Below are 20,584 nucleotides of genomic sequence, written 5' to 3'. Positions count from 1 at the left end.
GTGAAAACAATGCCTTCTATTTTTAGCTTTTCAAAACAAGCCCTCAGGCTAAATTCTGAAACTTTTATGTCCAAAAATATCGTCATTGTCGAGTCCCCCGCCAAAGCCAAAACCATCGAAGGATACCTTGGAAAGGATTTTAAGGTTGCGTCCAGTTATGGGCACATTCGAGATTTACCCAAAGGCGACAAAGCTATCGATATCAAAAACCGCTTCAAGCCGACCTATGAAATCTCTCCCGATAAAAAGGAAGTGATCAAAAATCTCAAAAACCTTATCAAGGATGCGGACACCATTTACCTCGCCAGTGATGATGACCGCGAAGGAGAAGCCATCTCTTGGCATTTGAAAGAGGTTTTAAAATTAAAAGACGAAAACACCAAGCGGATAGTTTTCAGAGAGATCACAAAAAATGCGATTCAGCGAGCCATCCAAAACCCAAGAGGTATTGATTACGATTTGGTAAACGCACAACAGGCTAGACGAATTCTGGACAGATTGGTGGGTTTTGAATTGTCACCAGTCCTTTGGAAAAAGATCAAAACCGGTCTTTCAGCAGGCCGCGTTCAATCAGTAGCAGTCCGGCTAATAGTTGAAAGGGAACGAGAAATTGAGGCATTTCAGGCCAAGTCTTCCTTCCGAATAACAGCCCAATTCGAAGTAGATGGAAAATCATTTCAAGCTGAATTACCAAAAAAATTTGAGACCAAATCGGAAGCAGAGGCCTTCTTAAAAGCATGCCTCGAAGCAGAATTTACAGTTGGGAATTTGGAGAAAAAACCGGCTAAAAAATCTCCGGCACCTCCTTTTACAACTTCAACCCTTCAGCAGGAAGCCTCTCGGAAATTATACTTCTCAGTAGCACAAACCATGTCAGTGGCTCAAAAGCTATATGAAGCTGGAAAGATCACCTACATGCGTACAGATAGTGTGAATCTATCCGAAGAAGCGATGCGATCTGCTGAGTCGGCAATTAAAAACGAATTCGGAGACTCCTACCATAAAGCTAGAAAATACACCACCAAATCAGAAGGTGCTCAAGAAGCTCACGAAGCGATTCGACCTACTGATTTTTCCCAGCCCGAAATCAGCGGGGACCGAAATGAACAACGATTATATGAATTGATTTGGAAGCGGGCGATTGCCTCTCAAATGGCTGATGCTCAGCTTGAAAAAACTAATATCACCATCCAAATCTCCAACTCCGACTTGACACTTTCTGCTCATGGAGAAGTGATCAAATTTGACGGATTCCTTAAAGTTTACATGGAATCCACAGATGATGATCACGAGGAAGATGACAACCAAAACAAAGCACTTCTACCTCCTATGCAAATTGGTCAATCATTGCATTTACGAGAAATGAAAGGCAAGGAAAGCTTCACAAGACCAGCCCCTCGGTATACCGAAGCAAGTTTGGTGAAGAAATTGGAGGAACTGGGAATTGGACGACCTTCCACTTATGCTCCAACCATTTCCACCATCCAAAAAAGAGAATATGTAATTAAGGAAAGTCGGGACGGAACACCACGTAAATACCAAGAAATGGTAATTGCTGATGGAGAATTCCGTGAATCTACCAAAACAGAGATCACCGGTGCTGAAAAACAGAAACTCTTCCCTACCAATATTGCCATGGTGGTTAATGATTTCTTGGTGGAGCATTTCCCAAATGTGATCGATTACAACTTCACCGCAAAGGTGGAAAAGGAATTCGACGACATTGCTTCGGGTGGTCAGGATTGGCAGGATATGATTGATAATTTCTACGGCAATTTCCATCATAGCGTAGAAGAAACCGAACAGGTTTCCCGTCAGGATGTCAATTCTAGCCGTTTCCTAGGGGATCACCCTGAAAACGGCAAACCTGTCACTGCAAGACTGGGCCGATTCGGACCATTAGTTCAGATTGGGGATAATGATGACGAAGACAAAAAATTCGCAAGCTTAAAGAAAGGTCAATTCATTGAAAACATCAGTCTAGAAGATGCGCTTGAACTGTTCAAACTTCCTCGTGATGTGGGAATGTTTGAAGACAAAAAGATGGTTGCAGCGATTGGACGATTTGGTCCATACATTCGGCATGACGGCAATTTTGTTTCCTTGAAGAAGGAACAGGATCCGCTTAGCATCACTGAAGAAGAAGCTATCCAACTCATAAAAGACAAGCGGGAAGCAGACGCCAAAAAACATATCAAAACCTTCGATGAAAATCCGGAAATTCAGATCCTGAATGGACGATGGGGACCTTACATCAAGTTTGGAAAGAACAATTATAAGATTCCAAAAGGAAAAGAAGCTGAAAAGCTCTCCTATCAGGAAACAATTGAAATCATTGAAAATCAGCCTGAAACCAAGAAAAAAGGCGGACGATTTGCGAAGAAAAAATAAACTTTAAACCGATCTGTGGATCGGTTTTTTTGTTCATAATTAAGTCAGAAATGAAAAATCTGGTTGTCTTAACAGGGGCAGGAATTTCGGCAGAAAGCGGTATCAAAACCTTCCGCGATAGCGGTGGCCTATGGGAAGGTCATGACGTAATGGAGGTTGCAACTCCTCAAGCATGGAGCCGAAATAAGGAGCTGGTCTTAGAATTTTATAATCAACGCCGCAAGCAGGAACGGGAATGCAAACCCAATCTTGCCCACCAAATATTGGTGGAATTGGAGACATTTTTCTCGGTACAGGTTATCACTCAAAATGTGGACAGCCTCCACGAAAGAGCAGGATCCTCTCAAGTACTTCATTTACATGGGGAAATCAATAAAGCTCAAAGCAGCTTAGATCCAAGCTTGATTTATGAATTAGATCATTGGGAGCTGAAATTGGGAGATAAATGTGCAAAAGGAAGTCAACTTCGGCCCCATGTGGTTTGGTTTGGGGAAGCTGTACCCAACATGTTACCCGCCATTCAAATCGCAAAAAATGCGGACATTTTTTTGGTAGTGGGTACTTCCCTCCAAGTATATCCTGCAGCGGATTTGATTTCTTACATTCCTAAAAACACACCGGTTTATTTGGTGGATCCTAATCTCCCCAGTAATCGACTCCCCAGAAACGCTACTTTCATCAACCAAGTCGCAACCGAGGGTATGAAATTTCTCAAAAATGAATTAATGAATCTTCGTTGATTGCTACCCTTTCCAGAAAAGATATAAATTACAACTTGGTTAATTCTAAAATTTCAATTTGTCGAAAGAGAAAAAATCAACTTTCAGTTTTTCATGAAGCAAAAAGTAGCAATCATTGGAGCTGGACCCTCCGGAATTACAGCTCTAAAAAATTTACTTGATCAAGGAATTGAAGCCGTCGTTTTCGACCGAAACACGGATGTAGGAGGCAACTGGATCTACAGTGAGGATGAAAGTCACTCCAGTGTTTTTGAAACCACTCATATCATATCTTCAAAAACCCTCTCTCAATACGAAGACTATACTTTTGATGACTTTGACCCGGAGACGGCTGATTATCCTTCCCATGACGAACTGAGAAGGTATTTCCAAGCCTATGCAAGTCGATTTGGACTTTACCCCCACATTCAATTTGGCACTATGGTTCTCCATTGTGAATGGATTGATTCCAATACCTGGGAAATTACTACTGAAAAAGATGGGCATACGCAAACAGAAAGATTCACTCACCTAGTCGTTGCCAATGGTCACCATTGGAAGCCTCGCTATCCAAATTATCCAGGTGAGTTTACCGGAGAGTTTTTACACTCGCATAATTTCAAAAAAGCTGAACCCTTCCGAGGAAAGCGGGTCTTGGTGATTGGAGGAGGAAATTCTGCCTGTGATGTAGCCGTGGAATCGAGTCGAGTTTCAAAAATGACAGCGATTTCCTGGCGAAGAGGCTATAGGATTGTTCCAAAATTCATTTTTGGAATGCCTTCAGACAAGGTTGCCGAGCGATCAAAATGGATTCCACCAAGGATTCGTATGTTTCTAAATTCCATATTGCTTCGTGTCATCATTGGGAAAAATGAAGCCTATGGACTTAGACCACCAAGCGAACCTTTTGGAGCAACCCATCCCACAATCAATGATGAACTTTTACATAAAATCCGACATGGAAAAGTTAAACCGCGATTGGACATTAAACGCTTTGAAGGCAAGAAAGTAATTTTTGAAGATGGAAAAGAAGAAGAGTTTGACAGTATCGTCGCATGTACTGGCTACTGGTTAAGCCATCCGTTTTTTGACAAGGATTTTATCGACTACAGTGAGGGACCGGTTCCTCTGTATTTGAAAATGTTCCATCCTTCCATTACCAATCTCTATTTCATAGGTATGTTCCAGCCCTTAGGCTGTATATGGCCGGGTGCTGAACTTCAAAGCAAACTCATGGCTCAAGAATTAATTGGGAACTGGAAACGTCCTGACAACATCAAGGAACTATGCGAAAAAGAGGTGAAAAATCCTGATTACAAACAGATCAACACACCAAGACATACCATCACTGTCGATTACCATCGATTCATTCAAGATTTAAAGAAACAACTCCCAAAAAATTATATTTCCAAAACCCCTATTACACAAATAACTAATCATCAAGAGGCATGAAAAAACTTTCCTTTCCTCATCCCCTCATTATCCTGATTGGTTTTGTTCTGCTTTCCTGGGTTTTGACTTTTTGGATTCCTTCCGGAAGCTATGATCGAATAACTGATGAAACGACCGGTCGTGATGTTGTGGTTCAAGGTAGTTATGAGGTAGCTGAAAAGCAGTCAGTCTCGTTTCAAGAAATGTTGATTGCGATTCCCGAAGGGATCATTTTGGGAAGTGATATTGTGGTGCTTATCCTTCTGATTGGTGGAGCATTTTATGTAGTCGAAAAAACAGGGGCTCTTCAAGCTGGAGTAGAAGCTTTGATTTTTCGATTTCAAAAACGCCAAAACCTTCTGCTCATCTTTCTTTCCTTGGGTTTTTCCTTTGCCGGTGCGACCATTTCTATGCAGGAGGAAATTATTGCTATGGCTCCCATATTAGTTATTCTAGCCAAAAATCTCCGAATGGATATCCGCTCCATAATAGGATTGACTTTGGGCTCATCTCTTGCAGGAGCAGCATTTTCCCCTATCAACCCCTTCAATTCACTTTTGGGTCAGCAACTTGCTGAATTGGATCTTTCTGAAGGATTGGTATTTCGAATGATCGTTTATGTCATCGGCATAGGGTTATGGACTTTTCTCATGATTCGGAATGGAAAATCAAAAGAACCATTCACCGCATCCTTTGAGTTTAAACCTAGTCCCATTGGTTGGAGACATGCTGTTATTTTATTCCTTTCCTTGGGTGGCATTATTGCAATGGGATGGGGAATTACCCAACAGGATTGGGGATACAATGAAATGTCATCTTTGTTTTTTGTAATCGGAATTTCCTGCGGATTAATTGGGAAATTAGGAATAAATGGAACCGCCAAAACCTATTCGGAAGGCTTTGGAGAAATGATTTTCGCGGGGGTAATAGTAGGTTTAGCTCGCTCTGTTTATTTGGTTTTAGAAAAGGGACAAATCATAGATACTGTCATTTTCTCACTATTCAATCCTTTGGAAGGCCTTCCGGATCTAATTGCCGTTAATGGCCTTTTCTTAGCACAATGCTTAATTCACATACCTGTTCCAAGTACCTCTGGCCAGAACGTGTTGACAATTCCCCTTGCAGTTCCATTGATGGATTTACTGGGAATTTCTAGACAACTAGCTGTATTAGCAACCCAATTCGCTGTCAGTATGATGGATATGATTACTCCTACTAATGGAGGAATGATGGCAGTCATTGCTGCTGCGGGTGTAAAATTCAATGATTGGATCCGCTTTATATTCAAAAGTTGGCTAGCTGTCATTGCAATCTGTTTGATATCCCTAATAATCGCCTTAATTTGGTTCTCCTAAACCTAAAAAAACCTTGTTCATGAATATCAACGATCACAATCCTCTTCCTTCGTATCAAGCAGCAAACGACCGATATCAAGGAATGAACTACCGTAGAACCGGAAACAGCGGACTCCTCCTTCCAGAAATAAGTTTGGGATTATGGCATAATTTCGGCCACAATGCAGATTTTACTTTAGGAAGAAAAATATTGAGAAGAGCTTTTGATTTAGGAATATCGCACTTCGATTTAGCCAATAATTACGGTCCTCCTTATGGATCAGCTGAAGAGAATTTTGGCAGAATTTTGAAAAAGGATTTTCTCCCTTATCGAGACGAACTTATCATTTCCTCAAAAGCTGGGTGGGATATGTGGCCGGGGCCTTATGGTAATTGGGGATCAAGAAAATACCTGATAGCGAGCTGTGATCAAAGTTTAAAACGAATGGGACTGGATTATGTAGACATTTTCTACCATCACCGTCCAGATCCTGAAACTCCTTTGGAAGAAACCATGGGAGCTCTTGACCAATTAGTTCGTCAAGGGAAAGCCCTTTACGTAGGAATTTCTCAATACAGCTCCGCAGAAACTGCACGGGCTTATGAGATTTTAAAAGAAATGGGAACTCCGCTTTTGATTCATCAACCAAGATATAGCATGCTTGATCGATGGGTTGAAGGGGGACTTTTGGATGTTCTTGAAGAAAAAGGAATTGGCAGTATTGCCTTCTCACCTTTGGAGCAAGGACTTTTGACAAACAAATACCTGAAAGGTATTCCTGAAGATTCAAGAGCTGCCAAAGACGGTCGATATCTGAAGCCTGATCAAATCAGTGATGATAAAGTTCAAATGATCCAAAAACTACATGATATCGCTGTTTCAAGAGGACAAAGTCTGGCGCAAATGGCAATTGCTTGGCTACTGAAAGACCACCGGATCACTTCTGTGTTGGTCGGCGTCTCCAAGCCTGAACAATTGGATGACAATGTCGCATCTATTGGTAATACCCAATTCAGCGCCTCAGAGATTACCGAAATAAAATCAATTATCGGAGCCTAATGCGGCAGATTCAAGCGGGAAGTGCCTTGTTGATCATTGTGATCTCCCAATTTCTGGGCACTTCCCTTTGGTTTGCCGGCAATGCTGTGATTCCTGAATTAAGCCAAAAACTGGCTATGCCAGGACTCACTGAATCACTCACCTCAGCAGTTCAATTTGGTTTCATTACAGGAACCTTACTTTTTGCCATACTTTCAATTCCCGATCGATTTTCTCCAAGTAAGGTCTTTTTAACCAGCTCTCTTCTGGCCGCTGGTTTCAATGTACTGATCACCCTTCTTCCGCTTTCTTTTACATCTTTGGTAAGCTTCCGATTTTTGGTAGGCTTTTTCCTCGCTGGAATTTATCCGGTAGGAATGAAGATCGCAGCAGATTATTTTGAAAAAGGTTTAGGAAAAGCATTGGGCTTGTTAGTGGGGGCATTAGTGTTGGGGACTGCGCTACCCTTTCTGGTGAAAGGCCTTGGTTATCAATTTTCCTATGAAGAAATCTTTTGGATCACTTCTGGATTAGCAAGTTTAGGAGGGGTAGCTGTTGGGATATTTGTTCCTGATGGGCCCTACCGAACACGAAATCCCAAATTTGACTGGAAAATACTTCCCCGATTGAGTCAAATCAACGCATTAAAAGGTGCCGCTTCCGGCTACTTTGGTCACATGTGGGAACTATACACCTTTTGGGCATTTGCACCTGCGGCATTTGCTTATTTTACCAACCAAGAAGCGGGGACAATGGCCAATTCATTAGGTGTATTTTCCATCATTGCCGCTGGCTCGGTTTCCTGTGCACTTGGGGGATTTATTGCCATGCGAAAAAGCAGTCGATTAGTCGCAATTTTCTCCCTTTTTGGATCAGGAATTTGTTGTTTGGCCATTCTGTTTTTACCTGCCAGTCTCGGAGTAGCAGGGATTATATTTTTATTGATTTGGGGGATACTCGTCACGGCAGATTCTCCTCAGTTTTCAACTCTAGTTGCACAAGCAACGCCTCCATCCTACCGTGGAACTGCTTTAACACTCGTTAATTGCCTAGGCTTTTCCTTGACCATAATTTCAATTCAATTTACAGGCTGGCTCATTCACCAAATTGGAGTATCATATGCATTGGGACTCTTGGGAATTGGCCCAATGATTGGACTTTTCTTATTTCGGTATTTTCAAAAAAAAGAGGCCCTGTCTCAAGGCCTCTCATAGTAGCATCAAACCGGACTATTGCTACCTAACTACGTTTTCTAAAGTTGCTAAATAAACCCACTTTTGCTCTCGGGAGTTCAAACCTTCATTAACAGCCCTTCGATCTGCCTCGGTTTGATCCATATCTTCATAAGCTTGTGCGTTAAAAAACTGCATGTAATCCTTGTACATATTCAAGGTCAAATGGGTCGATTTAGCCTCTGATCCTAAAGGTAATGCGGTTCGCAAAAGACCCCAATGCCCCATCAATCCTTGTTCAATACGCTTTTGATGGATTGGCTTAAAGACCTCTTCTTCAGCTTTCTCATAAGCTGCAAAGTTGCCTTCCTTTGCCTTCATTAAGTCAAAAGAAGCCAATACTCCTGGCCTCATGTGAAAATCATCTTCTGTGCTTACAATTTCTTTCATATACAAGCGCATAGGCATTTCACGCATAGAAAGGGAATTCTCAAATAATTTGACTACCTGGGCATCATTTAAGTGAGGATAAGCAATTTTCGTGTATTCGATCATTTTAGTCTCATCCAGGCCATCCATCATTTTCACGGGATCATCATAATAGGTAATCATGATGTATTGAAAGTCAGAATGGCTCGCTCCAGACTGAAGCGCCCAAAAATCCCATCCCGTAATCTGTCCATCGTTCAAGGCCTGCCGATAAACCTTTTCCATCAAGTCTTTAAACTCGATGTAATCAAAAAGCTGGTCACTTTCTACTTTGACAAATTCAAGTACCATGTACTTCTCTTTTTGGGCATTTGCCGTAAATGCCCAAAGCATGATACCAACGAGAAGAAAAACATACTTTTTCATATTTAACTGGGTTAAGTTGTTGTGCTTTGCTATAATTTAAAAAATTATTTTGCCACTTATATAAAATTTGGAATTTTATTTTTTAAATGATCTAATTCCCAATAAAAATACTTTCACTTTTCAGGCCTAAATCCTGTAATTTTTTTAATTTACTAGTCAATAATTTTGCATTTATCCAATAAATCGAAAAGAATATGAATGGATTATCAAGAAGGAACTGGTTAAAAAAAGTAGGACTTGGTGGTGGCTTAGCCATGATGGGAGGCGGTATGCTCTCTCCTCTTTCTGCAGAAGAGGTAGAAAAATTCAACCCAAGACCATTCGCCGGCCCAATTCGACTCGGCTCAAATGAAAACCCATTTGGTCCTTCTCAAAAAATGCGGCAAGCCATGATGGATCATTTTGATCTGGGCTGCCGATATCCTTGGGGCTATAATGCAGATCTCGTTAAGCTCCTTGCAGAAAAGGAAGGGGTTCCTGAAGATCACATTGTATTAGTCGCAGGATCTACGGAAGGCTTGAAGGTAGCAGGAATCACCTTTGGCCAAGGTGGGGAAATTATTTCCTGTGCCCCTACTTTCTTATCGATGATGGACTATGCGGAATTGTGGGGCACAGATATTAATTGGGTACCTCTTAACAAAGATTTAGATTTCGACCTAGATGAAATCGAAAAACGTGTTTCCTATCAAACCCGCCTGGTGTTCCTTTGTAATCCCAATAATCCCACCGGAAAATTACTCCCTGCTGACCGAGTGATGGATTTTTGTGAAACAGTAAGTAAAAAAACGGTGGTTTTCAGTGATGAGGCTTATTACGATTTCATTACGGAACCCAACTATCCTTCCATGGTCGAATTGGTGAAAAAGGGAATGGATGTAGTGGTATCCCGAACCTTTTCAAAAGTTTACGGTCTGGCCGGCATCCGCTTAGGTTATATGATTGCAAGACCAGCACTTGCTCAGCGCCTACGGGAGCGGGTAGTTGCCAACACCAACATTATGGCAATTGAAGCAGGAAAAGCAGCCTTAGCTGATAAGGAATTTTATGATTTTGCCTTACAGAAAAACGCTGAAGCAAAAGTTGCCATTACCCAAACCTTGGATGAGTTAAAACTCCCCTATTTGGACAGCCATGCAAACTTTGTATTCTTCCAATCTGGCCGAGATATCAAGGAGTTAAACAAAGCTTTTGCTGATAAGGGCATGATCATAGGAAGACCCTTCCCTCCCCTGAATGATTGGTGCCGTATTTCAACAGGTACTCCTGAAGAAGTCAATCTTTTCAACCAATACCTAAAGGAATTATACAGTTGATCAGGGCAAACCTCAGTTTAGAAAATAAACAAATCCTGCTTCGCCCCTTGGTGGAGCAGGATTTTTCATTGCTTTTGAAATTGACGCAGGACAAAAGTCTATGGGAATATTTCACACATGACTTAAGTACTTTGGAAGGGATAAAATCCTGGGCTTCTCCTGCACTAAAAAGAGATCGGCATCAACTGGTTTTGGTAGACAAAACATCAGGAAAAGTAATGGGATCTTCAGGTTTTGGGAATTATTCTGAACCAGACCAACGATTAGAAATCGGTTGGACTTGGATAGGGAAAGATTTTCAGGGAACAGGAGTAAATTCCCAAATGAAATTCTTAATGTTTGAATATGCCTTTGAGGAACTTGGCATGGAACGAGTGGAATTAAAAACCGATGTTTTAAACCAAGCAGCAAGAAAGGCCTTATTAAAACTTGGATTGGTCGAGGAAGGAATTTTACGAAGTCACACTTTGCTTTGTACAGGAAGAAGAAGGGACACCATCTATTACAGTCTTTTAAAAAATGAATGGCCTACCTTTCGAAAATCTTTTGAAAAAAGAAATAGAAAAGGGCAGTGAATAACTGCCCTTTTTTTATTTCAACCAATCTGGCTTTGTGGTTTCAATCTCAGCTTGTAACTGATTCAATAAATTGTACAATCCGAAATAGGTTCGGTTGATGTACAGACCATGACGGGAACCTCTTGCCTGTCTGGACTTTTTGAACATTTTATCGTTGGAAATTCGATCCCCCAAAGCAAAAATCTGCTCGAAAAATCCATCATCAGCAAAATCAAATCGCTCTGCATGGAAAGGCTTTCCAAGTAAAGAAATCATCTCTTTAAAGACACCCTTGAAATATGCTTTTTCCTCTTCCGTATCTTGATCAGATATAAATTCCAAGTTGTAGAATATCTCATTTAACTCCTCTTCGCGGATCAATAAATCCTTTTTAATAAGAGAGAAGTATCCATGGTAGAAATCCTCAGGGATGACCTTTACACACCCAAAATCAATAATACCAAGCACATCACCTTCTTGTACAATAAAATTCCCTGGGTGCGGATCTGCGTGAACTTGTTTTAAGTTGTGTACTTGATGATGGTAGAAATCCCACAAAGCTTGTCCAACCTGATTTTTAGCTTCCTGACTGGGATTGGTTTCCAACCATTCCTTAATATGATTGCCTTTAATCCAATCCATCGTAATGATCCGCTCTGAACTGAGCTTATCATAATACGTTGGAAAATTTAGATTAGGGATATGGGAACAAGCTTGAGAAATTTCACGAGATCGTTCAATTTCAAGCAAATAGTCTGTTTCCTCCAAAAGCCGTTCTTCCACTTCTTCCATGTAATGATCGAGTTCCTTCTCGTTCATATTTAACAGGCGAAGTGCAAAAGGACGAACTAATTTCAAATCCGAACTCACCGAATCAGCAACTCCCGGATATTGAATTTTGACAGCTAAAACCTTTTCTCCTTGCGTGGCCTGATGAACCTGACCAATGGAGGCTGCATTAACAGCAGAACGAGTGAAGCTATCAAAAAGCTGCTCAGGTCCCTTCCCGAAATACTTTTGAAAAGTCTTTACCACCAAAGGATAAGATAATGGCGGAGCAGAATATTGCGCCATGGTAAACTTATCTTGATAGGCTCTAGGCAACAAATTTTTGTCCATAGACATCATTTGCGCCACTTTCAAAGCAGAACCTTTCAGTTGACTGAGAGATTTATAAATATCCTCGGCATTGGATTGATGCAAAGACTCCTTATCAAGCGCCGGGTTGACCATTTTTTTTGCATAATGGCGAACGTAGTTTCCCCCCACCTTTGCTCCCGTTGAGATAAATTTGGCGGCACGCTGTACTTTGGAAACTGGGATCGATTCCTGTTCTTTCAGTTTTTCAGCCATCCTTATTTGTTTTGATAAAGAAACTTGGCAAAATCGATAAAACTATCAAGGGCACTTTTGCCCATCAAATCAAACGCTAGATTGACCGATTTCTCAATCGCAGCATCAGTTTTTTCGAATCCTGAAGATTGATCCTTGAGCCAATAATTGAATACAAACAGAACCTGTAACCAAAGTGCTTCATCGTATCGGTCTGAAATAATCGGTCTGTTTGCTATTTCCTGAGTCTCCTTTCCTTCCAAGATAATTTCGCTAGCAAAATCTTTAAACTTGGTTCGGAATTCTTTTAGTTCAGCCGGAAGATGATTAAGAGAATTGGATTTTTCCGAATACAGGCTTAAAAGATAGGACCTGTTGTTTTTTAAAACTTCGATCCAAGTGAATAAGAAACCCAAAAACTTCTCTCTTGCTGAGTATTCTTTGTAAACTTCTTGGGACTCTAATTGAGTTACCGTTTCTTCAAAAATCTGAGTCCAGATTGCTGACTTGATTGCATCAAAGGAAGTAAACCAAGTATAAAATTCTCCTTCCGTCATTTTCAGCTCCTTCGCAAACTTAAAAATGGAAGCAGGCTCTTTCCCATGCTCCAATACGTGGTGCTGATAACTTTCAAGAATTAATTTGCGCTGATCTTTTTTTGATGTTTTCTTCTTTGCTGTAGTTTCCATGAATGGATAATTGGTTTGCATGGATAACACCAGAAAAGAGTCTGAGGTTTAAATAATTGTCATAAAAAAACCGAACCATCCGGTTCGGCTAAAGAGATCAAATCAATCTTCCCTTACTTTTTCCACCACTAGATTGTGATTGGTGTAAATACAGATGTCAGCAGCTATCTGCAAACTTTCCCGGACCATTTCTTCAGCTGAAAGTTGGGGAGCAAATTTTTTCAATGCTCTGGCAGCAGATTGTGCATACATACTTCCCGAACCGATCGTCGCGATTTCCATATCCGGTTCAATGACATCACCTGTACCTGAGATTATCAAAATATCTTCCTTATCCGCTACAACCATCATTGCTTCCAATTTGCTAAGCATCCGGTCCATTCGCCATTCTTTGGCAAGTTCTACCGCAGCCCGCTTCATATTGTTGCCAAAAGCACCCAGCTTTTCTTCAAACCTCTCCAATAAAGTAAAAGCATCGGCTGTTGAGCCAGCAAAACCAGTGACTATTTTCCCATTTTGTAAAACTCGGATTTTTTTCACGCTACTTTTGGCAACTGTATTTCCCAAGGTAGCTTGTCCATCGGCACCGATCACGGTTTGGCCATTATGACGAATCGCAACGACGGTGGTTGATTTGATTTTTTCCATAATAATAAAAGTTCTCTTCTTTGAATTTCTAGTATTGACATCCCTACCTGCGTAGGTAAAGAATAAATACCAATAACTGTTCTAAAACAAAAAGTCCTGCGAAAACAGGACTTTTTGACAGGTTATTGATTAAATCAAAATTCTGACTGGATCTTCAAGCAACCCTTTTAAGGTTTGAAGGAAGGCCGAACCTACTGCACCATCCACCACGCGGTGGTCACAGGACAAGGTTACCTTCATCACATTTCCGATCTTCATTTGACCATCCTTCACAACTACAGTTTCCTTGATTCCACCTACGGCTAGAATACAAGCATCTGGCGGGTTGATAATTGCAGTGAACTCTTCGATGCCAAACATACCCAAATTGGAGATCGTAAAGGTATTTCCTTCCCAATCCTTCGGTTGCAATTCTTTATTTTTTGCCTTTCCTCCCAATGTTTTTGCCTCATTAGAAATTTGAGACAAGGACTTGCTGTCGGCGAATCGGATAACTGGAACCAACAACCCTTCTTCAACAGCAACGGCCATTCCGATATGAATGTGGTCATTGTATCGAATCTTATCACCTAGCCAGCTGGAGTTTACTTTTGGATGCTGTCGCAATGCTGCAGCCGCAGCTTTAATAACCATATCATTAAAAGAAATCTTCACTGGAGAGACCTCATTCATACTCTTTCGAGCTTCGATGGCCTTGTCCATGTTGATTTCCATGGTGAGATAAAAATGAGGTGCTCCAAACTTACTTTCAGAAAGTCGTTTTGCGATCACCTTTCGCATTTGCGATACATTCTCTTCGCGGAAACTTTCTTGGCCTGGAGCAGGAGCTGTAGCAGCACCACCAACTGTGGCTACAGGCGCAGCTGCAGGCACGAAATTCTCCACATCCCTCTTAATGATACGACCAGCTTCACCAGATCCTGGGACTTGTCTTAGGTCAATTCCTTTTTCTTCTGCAATTTTCTTCGCAAGTGGAGAAGCTTTCACTCTTTCTCCATCAGCCAAAACTGGAGCTGGAGTTGAAGGAGCAGCAGCTGGTGCAGCGACAGTTTCCTTTTTAGCTTCCGGTTTAGCCTCAGCCTTTGCAGGTGCAGCTTCTTCAGCAGGCGCAGCAGATTCTTGCTCGTGAGCTTTCAATAAGGTTTGGAAATCGGCTCCTTTTTCACCGATCACCGCAATCACACCATCAACGGGAACGCTATTGCCAGCCTCTACACCAATATATAAAAGCGTACCATCCTCGTAAGATTCGAGTTCCATGGTTGCCTTATCTGTTTCAACTTCAGCGATTATTTCCCCTGATTTAATATCATCACCAACCTTTTTCAACCAAGATGCAATGGTACCCTCTTGCATGGTATCTGACATCTTTGGCATGGTGATGATAGTAGCATTGATAGAAGAAGTATCAATTTTTTCAGCTGCCTTTGCAGGAGCGGCAGGCTTTACTTCTTCAATCACTTTTTCTTCTTTTGCCTCGGCAGCAGCTCCATTTTCTGAAAGAAGATGATCAAACTTTTCACCTTTTTCTCCAATGACTGCGATAATTCCATTTACAGGAACAGCCTCTTTCTCTTGTACTCCGATATGTAATAAGACACCCTCGTCATAGGATTCTAGCTCCATGGTCGCTTTGTCAGTCTCTACTTCCGCAAGGATATCTCCTGGCTTCACAGTATCACCAACTTTTTTCAACCAAGCAGCGATCACCCCTTCTTCCATGGTGTCACTCATTTTAGGCATTCTAATTACTTCGGCCATAGGTTTTTGCGCGCTTATCGTTTTTTAAAGTGTCCAAAAATAGTTTTTATAAACTCTTTATTCAAATTTAGACTTGTATTTTCGAGCAGATGATTTCGCCTCATTGTTTAGCAAAACTATGCCTTTAATCTCTACCAGTACTTACCAAAGACCTAAGTGGCTGTTTAACCGACATTTGGAAACCATCTATCCCGCCTTATTTCGAAAGGTAGAGCTACGAAATTCACAAACGGAACGAATCACCACCCCGGATGGAGATTTTTTGGATTTGGATTGGTTTAAAGCCAAAAACAAACGGCTCGTAATCATTTCTCACGGATTAGAAGGAAACAGCAAACGACCCTATATGTTGGGAATGGCTCAGATTTTTTTAAAAAACGGATATGATGTCCTTACTTGGAATTTCAGGGGTTGTGGAGAAGAATTAAACCAACAACCTATTTTTTATCATTCTGGAGCCACCTATGATTTGAATACCGTGGTAGCATATGCTGCTCAAAAATATGACACCATCTCATTAGTAGGATTTAGCTTGGGGGGTAACCTTACCTTAAAATACTTGGGAGAGTCTCTTTCAAAAGACAAACCAATTGATAAAGCTGTGGCTATTTCTGTCCCCTTACATCTCTCGTCCAGTAGCAAAAAAATATCAAGCGGTGAAAATCAGCTTTATTCCAAGCGATTTCTAAAAACTCTCCGAGAAAAAGTCATCAGAAAAGCTCAACATCATCCCAATGATATTCCACTTCATTTTTTAAGGAATATAAAAACCCTAAGTGATTTTGATGACTATTTCACAGGCCCATTGCATGGGTTTAGTGATGCTGAGGAATATTATCAAGTCAATTCCTCGCTGTTTTTTCTGGATAAAATCACACATCCTACTTTGATCTTGAACGCCCAAAATGACCCTTTTCTTTCTGAGCAATGCTTTCCCGTCAAACTTGCCCGGGAGCTTGATCATTTGTTTTTCGAATTCCCGAAACAGGGTGGTCATGTAGGTTTCTCGGTATCAGGAACAAACACACCCTACTATTCCGAAAAAAGAGCATTTGAATTTATTGAAAGGGATTTCTAACTTCCGCAAACAAAGATCAAGCAAATGTGCGGACGATATTCCCTCAGTAAAAGTAAAATTGAATTGGAAGAGCGCTTTCAGGCTGAAATGCTCACAGACTTCAATCCTCGCTACAACATTGCCCCTACACAACTAGTACCGGTCATCACTTCCGATAGTCCTAAGGGCTTTTCATTCTTTTATTGGGGAATCACTCCAGAATTTGGCCGCAACAAACCCGTTTCCCAAAAACTTATCAATGCCCGAGCTGAATCCGTTCATCAAAAAGCTTCATTCAAAAACTCTTTTAAAAGAAGGCGCTGCATCATTCCAGCTGATGGATTTTATGAATGGAAAAGATTAGGAAAAAAAACAACCATCCCTCATCGCTTTACCTTAGAAAATGATGCGTTATTTTCTTTCGCAGGAATATGGGATGAATATGAAACTGTAGATGGAGAAAATCAGCATACCTTTTTGATTTTGACCACGGAACCCAACCAACTTGTTTCGGATGTACACGATCGAATGCCTGTGATCTTGGACAAAAATTCTGAAAAAAAATGGCTGGACACCTATAGCTCCGAGGAGGAATTAATTGAATTAATGCATCCTTATCCCTCGGATCGGATGATTAGCTATCCAGTCAGCCCGCTGGTAAATTCTGTCAAAAATGACAGCCCAGCATTAATTCGAAAGACTTCTCCAATCGATCAACATGGAAACTACACCTTATTTGGATAGTGGAAAGGCCACTTAACCTTTTTTGTTTTCCGAACCTTGGTTCGGATATTTGCTATTCGAGTTTATAAAACCTAAAATACTGATGAGAAAATCCAAGATTCTTGGCGTGGGGCATTGCGTTCCAGATCGTATTGTTACCAATGATGACTTGTCCAAAATGATGGACACTAACAATGAGTGGATTGTAGAGCGAACTGGAATTCATACTCGGCATTGGTTTACACCTGGAAAAGACACCATTACCTCCCTTTCTAAAAAAGCGACAGAAGTAGCTCTCGAACGGGCAAATTTAAGTGCCAAGGATATTGATTTCATTGTTTTTGCTACTATCACTCCGGATTATTTCATCCCGGGAAATGGGGTTTTACTACAGCGAGAACTTGATTTTGAGAATATCGGAGCTTTGGATATCCGAAACGCATGTTCCGGTTTTATATATGCGCTCTCGATTGCCGATCAGTTTATCAAGACAGGCATGTATGATCGTGTTTTGGTAGTTGGAGCTGAAATTCAATCCTCTGCATTGGATAAAAGTGATGATGGCAGATCCAGTTCTGTGATTTTTGCAGATGGAGCCGGAGCTGTCGTATTAGGTCCAAGTACTTCAGAAAACTCAGGAATCCTTTCCACCCATTTGCATTCGCAGGGCCAATATGCAGAAGAACTTTACTGCAAAGATCCGGGAAGTAGCCGGGAAGTTCGCTTATCTCCCGAACTCATTGAATCTGGAAGTTTCTTTTTGAAAATGAATGGGAATGCGGTGTTCAAACATGCCGTGGTTCGATTCATGGAAGTAATTCAGGAAGCCCTGGATTACAATAAATTAGACAAATCTGACATTGATCTTTTGATCCCTCATCAGGCAAATCTTCGAATTAGCCAATACATTCAGCAAAAACTGGAACTTCCTGATGAAAAAGTTTTTAACAACATCATGCACATGGGAAATACTACTGCAGCAACTATCCCTATTGCAATGAGTGAAGCATGGGAACAGGGAAAAATAAACGAAGGGGATCTAATTTGTCTTGCGGCTTTTGGTTCTGGATTCACTTGGGCTTCCGCTTTACTCCGCTGGTAAAATGCAGGAAATAGACCTTTCCCTTTGGAAAAATGAAGAATTGATCAGAAGGCAAAATCAGCTGAAGTATCAATTCTGGGATCTATTGGGAAAGGTTGGAGATGAATTTTCACAGGAATATCTAAAGAAAATACACCCTGATTCCAAAGGGAAAAAGCTTTCCCAAGGACAGGATTTGGAAGGGCTCCCTTACCAAGTTTTAGACTTGGTTCGTGATTTCGACTTCAATACGGGTCTTAATATCCGAATTCTAAATTGGTTTGGAAGAGGTGCTTTTCTATTTGTATTAGTAGGGAAAGAAAATTTCCCAATGCTTGATTTATCCAGCATCGGGTTCAAAAAATGCCTTACAGAGAGCCCTTGGGATTATCCTAAAATACTATCCCAAGATTCAGAAATCCAATCTATTTCTGATGATTTAGAATACCAACAGTGGTTTAAAGAATTAGAAGTTTACTCCCAATCAGAGGAGAACCTAGCTAATTGGAAAGGAAATATTCAAGAAGTGTTTGATTTCTTGTTTTAAGGTTCTCAGAAATCATAGCAATGATTTTTTTAACCAATATTGAATAATCCCCGTACTAATATTCTAAATTGGTAGAGAATATTGCTTCCAAAGCCAATAAAATTCTGATTACAAATCTTATGAGATACCTACTCATTCTTCTCTTTTTTAGTTTTACCTCACTTTTTGCCCAGGAAAACCAACTGGTCAAACAATACAGTCAAGATTCAAGCTTGATTGCGACGGGTGTCATTACCAATCAGATGCGACAAGGCTTATGGAAAATTTATGATGCCAAGACCAACAAATTACTGACAACTGGAACTTTCGAAGATGGAAGAAGAGAAGGAACTTGGGTTTCCTACTTTCCAGATGGCAAAAAACAAGCGGAAGTAGAATACAAAGACGGAAAACTTTTTGGTCCCAGTGTCTTATTTGATGAGGATGGTTATCCAATCCGTCAAATGGTTTTCAAGGATAGCGTTCTCGTTGGGAAGTATGTTGAATATTATGGAAAAACAGGACGTCCCGCTGGAGTAAACCCCTATCAAGTCTCTTTTGAAGGCCAATTTGAAGATGGAAAGCGAACAGGACAATGGATACGATATTTTTACACTGGCGAGGTTTCTATTCGTGAATATTACGAAAATGGCTTACGCAATGGGCCTTATTTAGAATATGATCCCTACGGAAACCTGACTTTTGAAGGAGCTTACAAGGATGGTAAAATGGAAGGCATCATCAAGCGCTACTCCTTTGGAAATCAAGTATATGAACAAGGAGAATATAAAAACGGAAAAAAAGTCGGGAAATGGATCCGATATTTCCCTGAATCAAACATAGTTGAAGCTGAAGAAACCTACGATGAATTTGGGAATCGGATAGGAACCTGGAAATATTATTACGATAACCGACGAATAGCTCGTATTGAAAATTATGAAAATGGAATTGCTGTAGGGACTTGGGAAGAATATTACCCCAACAAAAACTTAGCTAAGCGAAAAACCTATGAGTTAGGAGTTCCCATCGGAGAATACATTGAATATTTTGATGATGGGGAGATTTCAGTAATAGGCGAATATGCAAACGGAATGAAAACAGGTGTTTGGAAAAGTTACTTTCCAGACGGTGTCCTCTATTCCATTGGCGAATACCGAAATGATACCAAATCAGGCCTTTGGAAATATTTCAATAAAATCGGGATTCTCATCGCCGAGGGCGAATATGAACTAGGACTCGAAAATGGACAATGGGTGTATTATTATGACGGTGGTCAACTCAAATCAATCGGAACTTTTATCCTAGGATTTGAAGATGGAATTTGGGGGCTGTTTTACGACAACAAACAATTAACCCAAGAAGAAACGTGGGACAATGGTCGCCTCATAAATGTTTCGGATTACTACAGTTATGATGGATCCACGACTTTTGACAAGGGTACTTTGAAAGACGGAAATGGTACCCGGATTACTTACTATGTCAATGGTAAAAAAGAATCTGAGGGGAATTTCAAAGAAGGAAAAGCTGAGGGAACTTGGATTTTTTATCATGAAAATGGAAGAAAAGCTTCGGAAGGAACCATGAAGGATGGTAAAAAAGAAGGGCCTTGGAAATATTACAATGCCGCAGGCAGATTAGTCGACCTAATCACTTATAAAGAAGATCAAGTCGTTGAAGAAGACGAACAAGAATTTTTGAATTAGTCAAACCTTCCAAGTTTTATTGGGTTTCAATTAAAAAACCATGTTCAATCTATTCAAAAAGAAAACTGAAGCAGAAAAACTTCAGGAATTGTATAAAAAAACACTCGAAAAAGCACACAAACTCTCTCATAGTAATCGGGCGGAATCCGATAAATTAATGGCAGAGGCAGAGGAAATTGCCAAGAAAATTGAAAAAATACAGTAAAAAGTATTTGATCAAGGCTAAGAATATTTTTACACCCAAATATTT

General features: G+C 40.6%; 19 protein-coding genes. 14 read left to right on the top strand and 5 right to left on the bottom strand.

The window, feature by feature from the left end:
- Positions 1 to 66: 66 nt before the first annotated feature.
- From topA to HWE15_RS03380, 6 genes are all read left to right on the top strand, one after another.
- Positions 67 to 2,391, top strand: a complete 2,325-nt coding sequence (gene topA, locus HWE15_RS03405) for a type I DNA topoisomerase (RefSeq protein WP_290506091.1) — start codon at positions 67 to 69, stop codon at positions 2,389 to 2,391.
- A gap of 50 nt (positions 2,392 to 2,441) precedes the next feature.
- Positions 2,442 to 3,131 (top strand): NAD-dependent deacylase, encoded by a 690-nt coding sequence (locus tag HWE15_RS03400; RefSeq protein WP_290506090.1) that lies wholly within the window; start codon positions 2,442 to 2,444, stop codon positions 3,129 to 3,131.
- Positions 3,132 to 3,224: 93 nt separating this feature from the next.
- Positions 3,225 to 4,562, top strand: a complete 1,338-nt coding sequence (locus HWE15_RS03395) for an NAD(P)-binding domain-containing protein (protein ID WP_290506089.1) — start codon at positions 3,225 to 3,227, stop codon at positions 4,560 to 4,562.
- The gene (locus HWE15_RS03390; protein ID WP_290506088.1) at positions 4,559 to 5,896 is read left to right on the top strand and encodes a Na+/H+ antiporter NhaC family protein; all 1,338 of its coding nucleotides are present in this window, start codon (positions 4,559 to 4,561) and stop codon (positions 5,894 to 5,896) included. Before HWE15_RS03395 ends, HWE15_RS03390 begins: the two co-directional genes overlap by 4 nt.
- Before the next feature lie 19 nt (positions 5,897 to 5,915).
- The gene (gene mgrA, locus HWE15_RS03385; protein ID WP_290506087.1) at positions 5,916 to 6,935 is read left to right on the top strand and encodes an L-glyceraldehyde 3-phosphate reductase; all 1,020 of its coding nucleotides are present in this window, start codon (positions 5,916 to 5,918) and stop codon (positions 6,933 to 6,935) included.
- Positions 6,935 to 8,128 carry an MFS transporter gene (locus HWE15_RS03380; protein ID WP_290506086.1) on the top strand — a complete coding sequence of 398 codons (1,194 nt, stop codon included), beginning with the start codon at positions 6,935 to 6,937 and terminating at the stop codon, positions 8,126 to 8,128. Before mgrA ends, HWE15_RS03380 begins: the two co-directional genes overlap by 1 nt.
- A gap of 21 nt (positions 8,129 to 8,149) precedes the next feature.
- Here the strand turns inward: HWE15_RS03380 and HWE15_RS03375 are convergent, their stop codons facing one another.
- Positions 8,150 to 8,941 (bottom strand): hypothetical protein, encoded by a 792-nt coding sequence (locus HWE15_RS03375; protein WP_290506085.1) that lies wholly within the window; start codon positions 8,939 to 8,941, stop codon positions 8,150 to 8,152.
- 194 nt (positions 8,942 to 9,135) lie between these two features.
- Between HWE15_RS03375 and HWE15_RS03370 the strand changes: the two genes are divergently transcribed.
- Entirely contained in the window at positions 9,136 to 10,257 is a 1,122-nt protein-coding gene (locus HWE15_RS03370) for a histidinol-phosphate transaminase (protein WP_290506084.1), read from the top strand.
- The gene (locus tag HWE15_RS03365; RefSeq protein WP_290506083.1) at positions 10,254 to 10,832 is read left to right on the top strand and encodes a GNAT family protein; all 579 of its coding nucleotides are present in this window, start codon (positions 10,254 to 10,256) and stop codon (positions 10,830 to 10,832) included. Before HWE15_RS03370 ends, HWE15_RS03365 begins: the two co-directional genes overlap by 4 nt.
- Positions 10,833 to 10,847: 15 nt before the next feature.
- On the opposite strand, the gene HWE15_RS03360 is transcribed toward HWE15_RS03365, so the two are convergent.
- The 4 genes from HWE15_RS03360 to HWE15_RS03345 form a co-directional block, all read right to left on the bottom strand.
- Complete coding sequence (locus HWE15_RS03360; protein ID WP_290506082.1) at positions 10,848 to 12,167, bottom strand: AarF/UbiB family protein; 1,320 nt, start codon at positions 12,165 to 12,167, stop codon at positions 10,848 to 10,850.
- Positions 12,168 to 12,169: 2 nt separating this feature from the next.
- On the bottom strand, positions 12,170 to 12,835 hold the full coding sequence (locus HWE15_RS03355) for a TetR family transcriptional regulator C-terminal domain-containing protein (protein ID WP_290506081.1): 666 nt from the start codon (positions 12,833 to 12,835) through the stop codon (positions 12,170 to 12,172).
- 102 nt (positions 12,836 to 12,937) lie between these two features.
- Positions 12,938 to 13,483 (bottom strand): ATP-dependent protease subunit HslV, encoded by a 546-nt coding sequence (gene hslV / locus HWE15_RS03350; protein WP_290506080.1) that lies wholly within the window; start codon positions 13,481 to 13,483, stop codon positions 12,938 to 12,940.
- Positions 13,484 to 13,612: 129 nt separating this feature from the next.
- The gene (locus HWE15_RS03345; protein WP_290506079.1) at positions 13,613 to 15,244 is read right to left on the bottom strand and encodes a pyruvate dehydrogenase complex dihydrolipoamide acetyltransferase; all 1,632 of its coding nucleotides are present in this window, start codon (positions 15,242 to 15,244) and stop codon (positions 13,613 to 13,615) included.
- 118 nt (positions 15,245 to 15,362) lie between these two features.
- Here HWE15_RS03345 and HWE15_RS03340 point away from each other — a divergent pair, with 118 nt between their 5' ends.
- The 6 genes from HWE15_RS03340 to HWE15_RS03315 all read left to right on the top strand — a co-directional run bounded on the left by HWE15_RS03340 (position 15,363) and on the right by HWE15_RS03315 (position 20,539).
- Positions 15,363 to 16,322, top strand: a complete 960-nt coding sequence (locus HWE15_RS03340; protein WP_290506078.1) for an alpha/beta fold hydrolase — start codon at positions 15,363 to 15,365, stop codon at positions 16,320 to 16,322.
- Between the two features lie 24 nt (positions 16,323 to 16,346).
- Positions 16,347 to 17,045, top strand: a complete 699-nt coding sequence (locus tag HWE15_RS03335; protein WP_290506077.1) for an SOS response-associated peptidase — start codon at positions 16,347 to 16,349, stop codon at positions 17,043 to 17,045.
- 82 nt (positions 17,046 to 17,127) lie between these two features.
- On the top strand, positions 17,128 to 18,126 hold the full coding sequence (locus HWE15_RS03330) for a 3-oxoacyl-ACP synthase III family protein (protein ID WP_290506076.1): 999 nt from the start codon (positions 17,128 to 17,130) through the stop codon (positions 18,124 to 18,126).
- 1 nt (position 18,127) lies between these two features.
- Positions 18,128 to 18,652, top strand: coding sequence for a hypothetical protein (locus HWE15_RS03325; RefSeq protein ID WP_290506075.1), 525 nt, complete (start codon positions 18,128 to 18,130; stop codon positions 18,650 to 18,652).
- A 119-nt stretch (positions 18,653 to 18,771) separates the two neighbouring features.
- Positions 18,772 to 20,334 (top strand): toxin-antitoxin system YwqK family antitoxin, encoded by a 1,563-nt coding sequence (locus HWE15_RS03320; RefSeq protein ID WP_290506074.1) that lies wholly within the window; start codon positions 18,772 to 18,774, stop codon positions 20,332 to 20,334.
- A 40-nt stretch (positions 20,335 to 20,374) separates the two neighbouring features.
- Complete coding sequence (locus HWE15_RS03315) at positions 20,375 to 20,539, top strand: Lacal_2735 family protein (RefSeq protein WP_290506073.1); 165 nt, start codon at positions 20,375 to 20,377, stop codon at positions 20,537 to 20,539.
- Positions 20,540 to 20,584 lie beyond the last annotated feature (45 nt).

The sequence above is a fragment of the Algoriphagus sp. genome, from assembly GCF_013373065.1.
Classification (GTDB): Bacteria; Bacteroidota; Bacteroidia; order Cytophagales; family Cyclobacteriaceae; genus Algoriphagus.
This window is presented reverse-complemented; position numbering and strand designations above follow the sequence as displayed.

Excerpts from the sequence above, each read along its gene's own strand:
- HWE15_RS03360 (WP_290506082.1), bottom strand. The coding sequence starts at position 12,167 with ATGGCTGAAAAACTGAAAGAACAGGAATCGATCCCAGTTTCCAAAGTA.
- mgrA (WP_290506087.1), top strand. The coding sequence starts at position 5,916 with ATGAATATCAACGATCACAATCCTCTTCCTTCGTATCAAGCAGCAAAC.
- HWE15_RS03400 (WP_290506090.1), top strand. The coding sequence starts at position 2,442 with ATGAAAAATCTGGTTGTCTTAACAGGGGCAGGAATTTCGGCAGAAAGC.
- HWE15_RS03335 (WP_290506077.1), top strand. The coding sequence starts at position 16,347 with ATGTGCGGACGATATTCCCTCAGTAAAAGTAAAATTGAATTGGAAGAG.
- HWE15_RS03345 (WP_290506079.1), bottom strand. The coding sequence starts at position 15,244 with ATGGCCGAAGTAATTAGAATGCCTAAAATGAGTGACACCATGGAAGAA.
- hslV (WP_290506080.1), bottom strand. The coding sequence starts at position 13,483 with ATGGAAAAAATCAAATCAACCACCGTCGTTGCGATTCGTCATAATGGC.
- HWE15_RS03340 (WP_290506078.1), top strand. The coding sequence starts at position 15,363 with ATGCCTTTAATCTCTACCAGTACTTACCAAAGACCTAAGTGGCTGTTT.
- HWE15_RS03390 (WP_290506088.1), top strand. The coding sequence starts at position 4,559 with ATGAAAAAACTTTCCTTTCCTCATCCCCTCATTATCCTGATTGGTTTT.
- HWE15_RS03325 (WP_290506075.1), top strand. The coding sequence starts at position 18,128 with ATGCAGGAAATAGACCTTTCCCTTTGGAAAAATGAAGAATTGATCAGA.
- HWE15_RS03375 (WP_290506085.1), bottom strand. The coding sequence starts at position 8,941 with ATGAAAAAGTATGTTTTTCTTCTCGTTGGTATCATGCTTTGGGCATTT.
- HWE15_RS03395 (WP_290506089.1), top strand. The coding sequence starts at position 3,225 with ATGAAGCAAAAAGTAGCAATCATTGGAGCTGGACCCTCCGGAATTACA.
- HWE15_RS03315 (WP_290506073.1), top strand. The coding sequence starts at position 20,375 with ATGTTCAATCTATTCAAAAAGAAAACTGAAGCAGAAAAACTTCAGGAA.
- HWE15_RS03320 (WP_290506074.1), top strand. The coding sequence starts at position 18,772 with ATGAGATACCTACTCATTCTTCTCTTTTTTAGTTTTACCTCACTTTTT.
- HWE15_RS03355 (WP_290506081.1), bottom strand. The coding sequence starts at position 12,835 with ATGGAAACTACAGCAAAGAAGAAAACATCAAAAAAAGATCAGCGCAAA.
- HWE15_RS03380 (WP_290506086.1), top strand. The coding sequence starts at position 6,935 with ATGCGGCAGATTCAAGCGGGAAGTGCCTTGTTGATCATTGTGATCTCC.
- HWE15_RS03330 (WP_290506076.1), top strand. The coding sequence starts at position 17,128 with ATGAGAAAATCCAAGATTCTTGGCGTGGGGCATTGCGTTCCAGATCGT.
- HWE15_RS03370 (WP_290506084.1), top strand. The coding sequence starts at position 9,136 with ATGAATGGATTATCAAGAAGGAACTGGTTAAAAAAAGTAGGACTTGGT.
- topA (WP_290506091.1), top strand. The coding sequence starts at position 67 with ATGTCCAAAAATATCGTCATTGTCGAGTCCCCCGCCAAAGCCAAAACC.